Genomic DNA, 13073 nt, shown 5'->3' with positions numbered 1-13073 from the left:
CTAAAGACGGAATTAAAAAAGGTTTTTTTAAAAATATAAATTTTCAATATAATTTACGAGGCGACAATCAATTTACAACTACTGATTCTTTATTTTTTAAAAGAGAAATGTTTGAAAATGCTCGAACAGGATTTGCGCATACAATTCCTTTAGCAACCAATTATAAAATTTTTAAACATTTTAGTGCTTCAACAGGAGTAAATTATAATGAGGTTTGGACATTACAAACTATAAAACGAACTGGAGATTTTCAGACTAATAGAGCTGTAGATACTAGAATTAATGGATTTGATTCTTTCAGAACTTACAGCTTTAATAACAGTTTAGGAACAACTATTTATGGAACTTATGATTTTGGAGAAAAAAGTAAAATAAAATCCATTCGTCATGTAGTTAGACCAAATGTTTCTCATTCTTATGTTCCAAGTTTCAGTAAATATTATGAAACGTATGAATCTGATAGAATTTATGCCAAAGCAACTGGGTTTCCTGTAGAATCTATTTTTACTGAATATACACGATTTGAAGGAAGTCTTGGTGTTCCTAATAAAAATTATTCTAATACTTTAGGATTTAGCTTAAGCAACACATTTGAAGCCAAAGTAACCGATAAAGATTCCTTAAAAACAGAGCCAAAAAAGATTATGTTATTGAATAATTTGAACTTTGATTCTAGTTATGATTTGGCAACAGCAAGATGGTCTACAATTGGAATAACAGGAGGAACTTTGTTATTTAACCAAAAGATGCCTGTAAATTTTAGAGCACAAATTGATCCTTATGCTGTAAGAGACAAAAACGATTTAGTTATTGCCAATCCTTTTAGAATTGATAATTTCAATTTATCATTAGGATATTCAATATCTAGCGATGGAAAAGACAAAGAAAAAGAGAAAAATACACGAGGCGAAAGGAATGGTGGTAGAGAAGATGATCTCTTTGGAACTGCAAACGATTTTAATGATCCTAACGAATCTGAATTTAAAAATGATGAAGAGGAAAAAGAGTTTGCAGGTTTTTATAATGCAGATATTCCTTGGGATTTGACTTTTGCTTACACCATAACTTACAATAATAATGGAACTCAAAATAGAATTTCAAGCAGTTCTTTAATGGTTTCTGCCAATACCGATTTAACACCTAAATGGAAAATTGGAGTTTCTACAGGATATGATTTTGTTAACAAAGGTGTCAGTTTTACTCAAGTTAGATTAAACAGAGATTTATTGAGTTGGAATATGAGTTTTAACTGGTTGCCGTTTGGAAATAATGCGTCTTGGGGATTTTTTATTGGGATAAAATCAGGTATTCTTAGCGATATTAAATATGATAAGAACAATCAAGCTGATAGAGGTTTGAGGTAGTTTTTTGAGATGGAAGATGGAAGATGGAAGATGGAAGATTGTAGATTTTAGATTTTAGATTGTAGATTGTAGATTTTAGATTGTTGATTGTAAATTGTTGATTTTAGAATTATATAAAAAAATAAATAAATTAATGAAAAAAATAATATTTACAGAAAATGCGCCTGCGCCAATTGGACCATACAATCAAGCTGTACTTGTTAATGGTGTTTTGTATACTTCTGGGCAAATTGCTTTGAATCCGTTGACAATGGAATTAGTTTTAGATTCTATTGAAATTGAAACCAAACAAGTAATGGAAAACATGAAAGAAGTTCTTGCAGCTGCAGGAATGACTTTTGAAAATGTTGTAAAAACTACTATATTTATTATGGATATGAATGATTTTGCCAAAATTAATTCGGTTTATTCTACTTATTTTGATGAAAAAACTGCTCCAGCAAGAGAAACAGTTCAAGTTGCTGGTTTGCCCAAAGGCGTAAATATTGAAATTTCTATAATTGCAGTTTTATAAAAAAATAAAATAATTGATTATATAAAAAAAGTGATTTTCAATTGAAAATCGCTTTTGGTTTTATAAAATAGTGTCTTTAATTAGTATTTGATTTCTTTAAAAAATCTATTAATCCATTCATGTACGTTTGTTGATCGTCGTACAAACTCATATGACTTCCGTTGGCGCAGTATAAAAAGCTACCATTAGTAAATTGTGTTGCCATCCATTTCATATATTCTGGATCCATTGTGTCGTGCTTTGCTCCTATTACTAATGTTGGAATTTTTATATTTTTTAATTCTTTAGAAACGTCCCAATTAGTAAGTTTACCAGATATTCCTAGTTCACTTGGACCTTGCATTGTTATGTACAATGATTGATTTAATCTTCCCATTGAACGAGTAACTGGTTCTGGCCAATCTTTTACTGGTAATCTTAAAATGTGTTGATTGTAAAAATTAGACATTAATAATTCCATGTATTTAGGATTGGTGTAGTCTTTTTTGGCTTCTAATTCTTTTACGGTTTTTAGTACTTCTGGATTCATTTGTTTTTCTAATACTTTAGAATATTCGCCATATTTTGGACAACTTGCCATCATATTAGAAACTATTAAACCTTTCATATTTTCTTGATATTTTAGTGCATATTGCATTCCTAAAATTCCACCCCAAGAATGTCCAAGTAAATAAAAATTGTTTTTATCTAGATTTAATGCTTTTCTTACTTGCTCTACTTCTTCTACATATCTTGGTAAATCCCACATTGTGGTATCGTTAGGATTGTCTGAAAAACCTGTTCCTAATTGATCATAATATATAAATTCTATACCTTCTTTGGGAAGAAAACTTTCCATACATTCAAAATATTCGTGGCTCATTCCTGGTCCACCATTTAAAAGTAATAGTTTAATTTTTGGGTTATTACCAATTCTTTTTGTCCAAACTTTGAATTTTCCTTTTGGAGTTTCTATAGTAATCATTTTTGTTCCACCAATTTTTATTCCTTCGGTTTCATCTGAAAGATAATTGTTTGTGGTTTCATTTTTACACGAAAATAGTGTTGTGATTGTCAGGAATAGGATTAGTTTTTTCATAGTTGTTGTTGTTGTTTTTACACGAATTTCACGAATTTTTACTAATTATTAATGCTTTTTATTTCACTAATTTAAAACTTCGTTTTGTTATATTTATTTTACCACAAATTACACAAATTTTCGCAAATTATTTTATTGGCATTTTGTCATTCTGACGCAGGAAGAATCTCATTTTTTGACACGAATCCTCCAAAAAGGCGGACACGTTTCACGAATTTTTACTAATTATAAATGCTTCTTATTTCACTAATTTAAAAACTTCGTTTTGTTTTCTTTTAAACACAAATTTGATTTTTTTGACACGAATTACACGAATTTCCACGAATTATTGTGCGTTTTATTTCACTAATTTAAAACTTCGTTTTTATTATAATTTTTACCACAAATTACACTTCTAATAGCTATCGGTAGTGTCATTCGTGTGAAATATTTTGTTCAAAAACTATTTAATTTGTGTTAACTTTTTAAATTGTTCCATTATACATTGCTTTTACAATTCCATCTGCAAGTCCAATTTTTGGAACATATATATGTCTTGCTCCAGACCATTTCATTGCGTTTAAATATATTCTTGTTGCCGGAATTATTACGTCTGCTCTATCTGTATTTAATGCTAACTCGGCAATTCGTTGTTCGTAGGTTAATGAATTTAAATATTGATATTGCGAATTCAAATACAAGTAAGATAACGGTTTGTCTTGCTGTTTTCCTGATAATTTGAATAATTTATTAATGTTTCCACCTGAACCTATTAATGTAATATTTTCATACTCGCAGGTGTTGGTTTTTATCCATTTTTCTATTTCATTCCAAACTACTTCATTTACCATATCGTTTAAAAGTCGAACTGTTCCGTTTTTAAATGATTTGGATGTTACCATTTTGCCATTACTAAACAATGAGAATTCTGTGCTTCCGCCACCAACATCTACATATAAATAGGTTTTGTCTGTAGATAGAAATCCGTGTAAATCTGACGACGCAATTATTGACGCTTCCACTTTTCCGTCGATAATGTCTATGTCTATTTGCGATTTTTGTTTTATTATTTCTACAACTTCTTTTCCATTGTAAGCTTCTCGCATTGCCGATGTTGCGCAAGCTTTGTATTTTTCTACTTTATATACTTTCATTAATAGTCTAAATGCTTCCATTGCGTCTACCATTCTGTCAATGTTTTCTGGAGTTATTTCTCCAACTGTAAATGCATCTTGTCCTAAACGAATTGGCACACGAATTAATGCCGATTTATTAAATTGGGTTTCTTTATTGTCCTGCTCTACAACGTTGGTTATTAGTAATCGCATTGCATTGGAACCAATGTCTATTGCTGCGTATTTTTTTATTGAAATCATTAATGATTTGGGAATTAGGTTTTTTTTATTTAAGTCTTCGTCAAGCTCAGACTACATATTAGTTTTGGTTGGCTTTTATTTTAAATTCCAAAAGACAAATGATAAATTACAGATAAACTTCAAATTTCAATTTTTTAAATTTCAAACTTGTGGTTTTGAATATTGTATTTTAGATTTTGGAAGTTACTTGTAATTTGTTATTTGAAATTTGTTTTTTAATCTTTATTACTTGTTGTTTTGCCCCAGAGTAAAGTGGAAAGCTTTTTGCAAAAATAATTTAGTTTTTCTTGGTATTAAAAAGCGACCAACGGAAGCTCTTTTAATGGCTTAGAAAAACAAATTGTTTTTGCAAAAACTTGTAACGTAAAGCTGGAATTGGCACTGCATAAAATTACAATTTATTTTCTATTGTTTCTTCGATTGTGTTTTTATAATAATTATAAGTTTCTTGTTGGGCTCGAAAAACTGGTTCATTTTGCTTGCGAATTCGGTATTTATTATCTAGTTTTTCTGAGTGGTAACGTGCTTTTACGTTTCCTTTCCAACCGCATTCAAAATTGTCTACTAGTTGTTTTTTTATGGTTTCGTCGTATATTGGACAGCTTACTTCTACTCGTCCATCGAGGTTGCGAGTAAGAAAATCGGCGCTGGAAATAAATACTTCTGGGTTGTTGTCGTTGCCAAAAATAAAAATGCGAGAATGTTCTAGAAAATTGTCTACAATGCTTATGGCTTCTATGTTTTCTGACATTCCTTTTACGCCTGGAATTAACGAACAAATGCCTCTTACTTGCAGTTGAATTTTTACGCCTGCGTTGCTTGCATCGTAGAGTTTGTCTATCATTGCATAATCTGACAAGCTGTTCATTTTGAGTTTTATAAATGCTGGACGACTTGCATTGGCATTATGAATTTCTCTATCTATTAATTTATAAAACCTTGAACGTGAGTAATGTGGCGAAACTATTAAATGTTTGTAACGTTGTAATCGGTAATTAATATCGAAAAATTCGAATACTTTATTTACGTCTTTTAAAATTTGTTGGTGTGAGGTAAAAAGTGTAACATCGGTATAGACTTTGGCAGTAGATTCGTTAAAATTTCCTGTAGAAATGAAGCCGTAACGTTTTAATTTTCCGTTTTCAATTCGGTCAATTACACATATTTTACTGTGTACTTTTAGTCCTTTTATTCCAAAAATTAGTTGTATTCCTTCCGTTTGCATTTGCTCTGCGTAGGAAATATTACTTGCTTCGTCAAATCGTGCTTGAAGTTCTATTTGTACCACCACTTTTTTACCATTTTTGGCTGCATTTATTAGTGAACTTACTATTTGAGAATTTTTGGCTAGTCTGTATAATGTAATTTTTATTGTGGTAACTTTTGGATCTAATGCTGCTTCTCTTAAAAACTTAATTAGGTAAGAAAACGATTGATATGGTGCGCAATTTAGATAATCTTGCTTGGCAATTTTGTTAAGAATACTTCCATCTAATGATAATCCTGGAACTGGCAAAGGTGTTTTTTGCTGGTATAATAAATCGTATCTGCCAAGGTTTGGGAAATTCATATAATCTCTACGATTGTGGTATCTTCCGCCAGGAATTATTCCATCAGTAGATTCGATTCCCATATTAGTAAGGAAATATTTTAGTGTGTCTTTTTCTATTTCTTGATCGTAAACAAAACGCACTGGTTCGCCAATTCTTCGCTCTTTTACTGATGTTGCAATTTTTTCAAGCATACTTTTACTCAAGTCAGAATCGATATCAAGTTGGGCATCTCGAGTAATTTTTATCATGTGAGCAGATATACTTTCGTAATCGAAAATATTAAAAATGCTACTTAAATTAAAACGGATAACATCGTCTAGAAAAATTATGTATTGCTTTTCATCTTTTGATGGAAGCACTACAAATCTGTTTAGTGTTTTTGGAATTTCAATTACGGCATAACGAATTTCTTTTTTAGGTTTTACTAGACCTAACAATTTCGCTTTTTCTTCGGTTTTCATTACAAGTTTTACAGCTAAATAACCAGAAGTATCTTTAAGTGTTGGAAATTCTGCCAAATCATTTAGTATAATTGTAACTAATGCAGGAGAAACCGTTTGAATAAAATAATCGTGAATAAAATTTTGATGATCTACAGATAGTTCTTTCTCGTTAATCATTAAAATATTTTCATTTTTAAGTTTGGCTTCTATAATGGTTAGAATTTTTAAACTTTCGGCTTGTTGATTAATTACAATATCTGTAATATCTTTTACTAATTGTTGAGAAGAAATACCTCCAAGAATTTTTTCGCCCGAAACTCCAGAAAGACTTAAACGACGTATTGCTGCAAAACGTACTCTAAAAAATTCGTCAAGATTATTAGAAAAAATTCCTAAAAATCTTAGTCTGTCTAATAACGGAACTGATTCATCTGCTGCTTCTTGTAAAACTCTGGCGTTGAATGCTAGCCAGCTTTTTTCTCTATCTGTATATTTGTATTTATTGGTATATGTCATAATTATATATGGCTTGGAAAAATAATTTTATCAGTTTTACCTTTGTTAATTGATTTCCAATTATCAGTTTGAAATGTTATAGATACAAATCCAGATGTTGGAACATTATCTACAAAAATATCTCCAAATTTATTAACAAAATCTGTAATAGCGCTATTATGTCCAAAAATAATTAGAGTTTGATACTCATTTAAACAAGATTTAACAATTTCTTCAAGGTTTGATAAATTGAAGGTATATAATTCTGGAACTACAGAAATTGAGTCATTTTTTAGTTTCCAAACTTCTTTAAATATTTTAGAAGTTTCTAAAGTTCTTTTTGCTGGACTTGAAATAATTTGAGTAAAATTATTAACAATTACAGTTGACAAACTTGCTGTTTTATAAGAATTTTCTATTCCTTTTTGATTTATTGGTCTGTCGATATCTTTGATTGGTAGGTTCCAACTTGATTTTCCGTGTCGAATTAATATTACATTTTTCATAAATATGAATTAAAAAAATAAACTTGTAAGTTAATATATACAATATAAATATAAATACGTCATTAAACTGCTATTTTATACACTTTATCGATATTTTATTAGTTTTATTAAAAGTAGATTTATAGTTTTGTCCAAAATAGTGTTGATAAAGTTTTTTTATAAAAGTAAAATAAATTATTTTACAATATATGAAAATAGTTGTAATAAAATAGAAATAGTAGAATAAATTGTACGTAAAAACTATGTCAAACATCCTATAAATAGGGCTTTAATCGATAATTATTATTAAACCAGTAGTTAAACGAGTTTTCGAGTAATTCATAGGATAAATAAGGAAATAATAAAATTGACAGTTACATTTGTGGGCTGAATTAAAATGTTAATAACTTTTGTTATAGCAATTTATCAAAAATAAAAAAAATAAAAGAATGAAAAAAATTATACAATTTTCAAATGATGTGAAAAAAATGATTAATTATAAATTAATTTTTTCACTAATTACAATTTTAATTTCTTCGTCATTATTTGCAGAAGGTACGCCTACTCTTTCACCAAACGCTAGTAATATAACTGCTGTTTTAAGTGCGCCAGATTTAGCTTCTGGTTCTTACTATAATGCACCAGAAGATAATAGAATTTATTTTAACATTGGAAACTTTGCCACAGAAAAATTGTACTTTGGTTTTGACTGGAGACAATATGCTGTAGGTAATCCTCCGCCAAGATTGAATAATGTATATTACAGAATAAGAAGACCTGATGGTTCTGTAGCACTTACTGCTATATGGAATAGTACTTTAGGTTCTGCAGGAAGTATTGATAATCATGTTCAAGCACTTGCAGGTCCAAATATTGGTGGCGTTACAACAGGATATAATCCTTTAGTATTTTCTCCAACTGTTTCTGGAGAACATTGGATAGAACTTTATAGAAGTAATGATGGTGGAGTTACTCCGCTTACTTCAAATGCTGATAGAGCTGTTGGCGCATTATTTGATATGACTGTTGCAACATCTGCTACAGGAGTTAAACGAAATGGTCGTTTACATTCAGATAAATGGGCATTTATTGCTGTTTCAAGTTCATTCGGAAATTCTATAATTGCAAGTTCTGAACCAAATTTTTATGCATATACAGACGATAGAGTTGTTTTACTTATTGATTTTAAACCAGGATTTCAACCTATTGCTTATAACGTTTCTGTAAATAGATATGGTGTATCTGAAACAGGAAGTTTTGAAACAACTCGTAGATCTATAAATGCGGCTGTTTCGCCTACTCTATTAAATGGTTTTAAAGTCTTTTTAAACAATCCTGATAGTGTTTTATATCCTGTATCTTCAATTCCTGCTGCACCTACATTTTTAAGCCCAACTATTACATTGTGTGGACCGTATCGAGTTAATTTTAATATTTCTGAACCTGGAGATGTAAAATTATTTTTTGATTTAAATGGTGTTTCTGGTTTTCAAACAGGAACAACTGATAGAATGCTTGAATTAACTGGATTATTTGCTGGAAACAATTTTATAATTTGGGATGGATTAGATGGCTTTGGAAATCCAGTTTTAGATGGAGCTTCAATGACATTGACTCTTAATTTTCTAAAAGGACGTTTTAATTTACCTCTATATGATGCTGAATTAAATATTAACGGATTTAATGTATCTTCAATTGCACCAGTTGCAATTACCAATTCTCTAATGTTTTGGGATGACAGTTTATTAACTAATATTGACGGAAATTGTAATGGTGGTAATAATGAAGAGAATGTAAATTTAACTGGCACAGGTTTAAACAACTCTATAATTGGAACAGTTAGTCCTGCAAGAGCTTGGAGTGGAAATGGAAATTTATTACAAACTATTCCTGCACCAGCAGTTGGAGCAAACCAAACTGATGGTTTAACATGTACCGATTATGGTAATGCTAGGTTGTTAAATACTTGGGGTTATGGATTAGTATCATCGGCAGTAGCTACAACTACATTTAAAGGATGTTCAGATTTACGAGTTGTAAAAACAGTTAACAATAGCACACCTGTTGTTGGTAATAATGTTACATTTACAATTACAGCTAGTAACTTAGGTATAAGTAATGATTCTAATGTTGTGGTTAGTGATGTTTTGCCATCAGGTTACACGTTAGTAAGCGCAACACCTTCAACCGGAACTTGGTCTGCACCAAATTGGACAATTGGAAATTTTGTTAGTGGAGCAAACGCTACATTAACAATTGTTGCTACAGTTAGTTTTAATGGAAATTATACTAATACAGCGACAATTTCTGGCACCAATTCAGATCCTGTTTTGAGTAATAATACTTCGTCTGTAGCTACAACTCCAACCACTAATACTGGTTTAGGATTTGCATGTTCAAATAAATTTTATTTAACAAGACAAGTAACCACTCCTAGTAACCAAACATTATTAAGTGAAATTACAATAGATTCAGCTAATAATGATATTAATATAGCTACAGTAACTACTTATCCTAATTTATTAATGAATGCTAGTTTTTACTACAACGGATTCATTTATGCATTTGGACAAAATCCAGGTTCTAACATTTTATATCAACTTAGAAATAACGGAACAGTAGTCGCTCAAACAGTTTCGGGTTTACCTGCAAAATTTTGGAATAATGCTGTTTGTGATAGAAATGGAATAGTTTATTTAATTGACCCAGGTACTTTTACTATGTGGTCTTTTAATATAAATACATTAGTAGTTAACTCAACAAATTTAACTGGTATTTCAGATAGTCCATCTGTAGCAAATTTTGGAGATTTAATTATAGATCCTACTGATAATCTTCTTTATGGATTTTACACTAATAATTCTGGAAATTTAAGAGGTTTATATAGAATTGATCCATCTGCTAGTACATTAACTTTGGTTGGTGGAAATGCAAATAATACTGGTATTGGATCATTATTTATAAATGCATCTGGAAATCTTTATGCTTATGGAAGTCCTTTAGCTGGTGGTGATCAAAATACATTTTATTCAATAAATAAAACTTCTGGTGCTTTTACACAAATTGGAACTCCAGATACTCCAGTTACTCAATCTGATGGATGTGATTGTCCTTACAGAGTTGCCTTAAATTTAAGTACAAATGTTACATCAACAGATGTTACTTCTTGTGCTTCTGGAACTTTTAATTATATTTTTAGTATTAGTAATTCTACTCCTGCAACTCTAACAAATCAATCAATAAGTTATACCATTGATAACAGATTATCATTTTCATTTACAGCTTTATCTTTACAGTCTACTTTACAAGCAATATATGGTAATTCTGTAGTCGTAACAATTTCAAATGCCAATAGTGGAACTAATAATGTTTTAACAATTAATAATTTAAATGTTCCACTAGGAACAACTACTTTTTCTACATCAGTAACTACAAACAGTACTACTTTTACAAGTGGCGCTAATATTATTAATACTCAAGCAATATGGAATAATCTTCCTGCTCAATATGGTGGAAGTGAATTATCTAACAATCCAAATACGCCACTTCCTTTAGATTTTACTCCTATAACGATAAACTTTTTTCCTCAACCAAATGCTGGTGCTGATCAAAGTGGTGTTTGTGCAGGAAGTACTGCAACTTTAACTGGAACACCTAATAATGGAACATGGACTGCTCAATCTGGAAATCCAACTGGAGCAAGTTTAGGTGTAACAACTTCTGGTATTGCAGTAGCTACATTTGCTGCTAATGCAATTTTAGGAACTTATAATTTTATTTATACTTCTCAAGGTTGTTCAGATTCAGTTGCAATAAATGTTGTTGGTTGTGCTGATTTAGGAGTTCTAAAAACTGTAAATAATTCTAATCCGATTATTGGAACGAATGTTACATTTACAATAACTGCAATTAATAATGGTCCAAGTAATGCAATTGGAGTTAATGTAAATGATATTTTGCCTAATGGTTATTCAGTTGTAAGTGTTACACCTTCAATAGGAACTTGGACAGCACCAAATTGGTCTTTAGGTTCACTTAACAATGGAGCTAGTCAGACACTAACTATTGTAGCGACTGTAAATTCAACTGGTAATTATGCAAATACTGCTATAATCTCTGGAACTTACACTGATTCTAATACAAATAATAATTCATCAACAGCTACTCCAACTCCAGTTAGTGGAATAATAAATGCAGTTAATGATAATGGTGTACTAATAAATGGTTATATTGGTGGAACATCTTTCATTAATGTGCTAGTGAACGATACCTTAAATGGTGTACTTATTACAAATCCTGCTTTAGTAACTACCACTTTTGTGACGTCAACTAATCCTAATGTTACTTTATCTGGTACTAATGTCGTAGTTGCTGCAGGAACTCCAGCTGGAAATTATATCTTAACTTACAGAATATGTGAAATTGCTAATCCTACAAATTGTGATAATGCAGAAGTAACTGTACCTGTTGGACCACCAACAATTGATGCTAGAAATGATTCTGGTTCATCTGTAAATGGAAGTACTGGTGGAATATCTTTAACTAATGTTTTAGGTAATGATACTTTAAATGGTTTGGCGGTAATACCAACTCAAATCAATACCACATTTGTTTCTTCAACTCATCCGGGAATAACTTTATCTGGTACTAATGTTGTAGTTGCGCCTAATACGCCTGCTGGTTCGTATACCTTAACTTATAGAATTTGTGAAATATTAAATCCTACTAATTGTGATACTGCTGTTGTAACTGTACCTGTTACTGCTGCTCCAATTGTGGCAGAAAACGATTTAATGCCTTCTACTAATGGTGCTTCTGGTAATCCATCTGTGGGTAATGTACTTGTTGCAAATGGTTCTGGTGCTGATACTTTAAATAACAATCCGTTATTGAATCTTTCATTAATTACAATGACAGTACAAACCCCAGCGGTTTCTATTGGTGGTGCTCCAGTTCCTACTTTAAATACTACAACTGGTGTGGTTACTGTTCCTGTTGGAACTCCTGCTGGAACCTATACTATAACTTACCAAATTTGTCAAAATTTAAATCCAACTAATTGTGATACGGCTATTGTAACTGTTCCGGTTTATGTTCCTTCAATAATGTTGTTAAAAGATGGTTTATTTTCAGATACAACTTCACCAAGCGGAGTAAGTGTTGGAGACACTATAAATTATAATTTCACCATAATAAACACAGGTTCAAGTGATTTAACAAATATTACAATTTCTGATTCATTTGTAAATGTAGTTGGATTACCAATTGCTTTACTATCAGTCGGTCAATCAAATTTTAATAACTTTACAGCACAATACATAATAACTCAAGCTGATATAGATGCAGGTCAAGTTGATAATGTTGCTTTAGTTACAGGAACTCCACCAAACGGACCAAATGTAACAGATGTATCCTCTGATCCTACTCCTTGTAATGCTTGTACTCCTATTAATCCTGCTTGCACTTCTTGTACAATAACTTTATTACCAAATGCTCCAAGCATTCAAATTACTAAAGATGGAACTTATGTAGATTCTTCTGCGCCAATTGGTGTAACGAATCCTGGTGATACTATATCGTATGCTTTTGTAGTAACTAATACTGGTAACGTAACTCTTACTAATGTTGTTATTAACGATGCATTAACTGGTTCTGTGAACCTTGCCGTTGCGCCAAGTACTCTTTTACCTGGTCAATCTGGTACAGCAACTGCAACGTATACTATTACACAAGCTGACATTAACGTAGGTACAGTTTATAACTTAGCAACTGTTTCTGGAAATCCT

General features: G+C 30.9%; 7 protein-coding genes. 3 read left to right on the top strand and 4 right to left on the bottom strand.

Features of this window, described 5'->3' with window-relative positions; translation table 11 throughout:
- On the top strand, positions 1-1364 hold a 1364-nt coding region (locus tag ACH2BC_RS12975; RefSeq protein ID WP_395054430.1), incomplete at its 5' end, for a putative LPS assembly protein LptD.
- A gap of 133 nt (positions 1365-1497) precedes the next feature.
- Positions 1498-1878, top strand: coding sequence for a RidA family protein (locus tag ACH2BC_RS12970; RefSeq protein WP_395054429.1), 381 nt, complete (start codon positions 1498-1500; stop codon positions 1876-1878).
- Between the two features lie 76 nt (positions 1879-1954).
- On the opposite strand, the gene ACH2BC_RS12965 is transcribed toward ACH2BC_RS12970, so the two are convergent.
- From ACH2BC_RS12965 to ACH2BC_RS12950, 4 genes are all read right to left on the bottom strand, one after another.
- The gene (locus tag ACH2BC_RS12965; protein ID WP_395054428.1) at positions 1955-2956 is read right to left on the bottom strand and encodes a proline iminopeptidase-family hydrolase; all 1002 of its coding nucleotides are present in this window, start codon (positions 2954-2956) and stop codon (positions 1955-1957) included.
- A gap of 464 nt (positions 2957-3420) precedes the next feature.
- Positions 3421-4311 carry a Ppx/GppA phosphatase family protein gene (locus tag ACH2BC_RS12960; protein ID WP_395054427.1) on the bottom strand — a complete coding sequence of 297 codons (891 nt, stop codon included), beginning with the start codon at positions 4309-4311 and terminating at the stop codon, positions 3421-3423.
- Positions 4312-4702: 391 nt separating this feature from the next.
- Positions 4703-6823: a polyphosphate kinase 1 gene (gene ppk1 / locus ACH2BC_RS12955; protein ID WP_395054426.1), complete on the bottom strand. Its 2121-nt coding sequence runs from the start codon at positions 6821-6823 to the stop codon at positions 4703-4705.
- Positions 6824-6825: 2 nt separating this feature from the next.
- Complete coding sequence (locus tag ACH2BC_RS12950) at positions 6826-7308, bottom strand: SixA phosphatase family protein (RefSeq protein WP_395054425.1); 483 nt, start codon at positions 7306-7308, stop codon at positions 6826-6828.
- 428 nt (positions 7309-7736) lie between these two features.
- On the opposite strand from ACH2BC_RS12950, the gene ACH2BC_RS12945 reads away from it, so the two are divergent.
- On the top strand, positions 7737-13073 hold a 5337-nt coding region (locus ACH2BC_RS12945), incomplete at its 3' end, for a hypothetical protein (protein ID WP_395054424.1).

Source organism: Flavobacterium sp. (assembly GCF_043760115.1).
Classification (GTDB): Bacteria; Bacteroidota; Bacteroidia; order Flavobacteriales; family Flavobacteriaceae; genus Flavobacterium.
This window is presented reverse-complemented; position numbering and strand designations above follow the sequence as displayed.

Coding starts and splice junctions, on each gene's coding strand:
- ACH2BC_RS12970 (WP_395054429.1), top strand. CDS start 1,498: ATGAAAAAAATAATATTTACAGAAAATGCGCCTGCGCCAATTGGACCA.
- ACH2BC_RS12965 (WP_395054428.1), bottom strand. CDS start 2,956: ATGAAAAAACTAATCCTATTCCTGACAATCACAACACTATTTTCGTGT.
- ACH2BC_RS12960 (WP_395054427.1), bottom strand. CDS start 4,311: ATGATTTCAATAAAAAAATACGCAGCAATAGACATTGGTTCCAATGCA.
- ppk1 (WP_395054426.1), bottom strand. CDS start 6,823: ATGACATATACCAATAAATACAAATATACAGATAGAGAAAAAAGCTGG.
- ACH2BC_RS12950 (WP_395054425.1), bottom strand. CDS start 7,308: ATGAAAAATGTAATATTAATTCGACACGGAAAATCAAGTTGGAACCTA.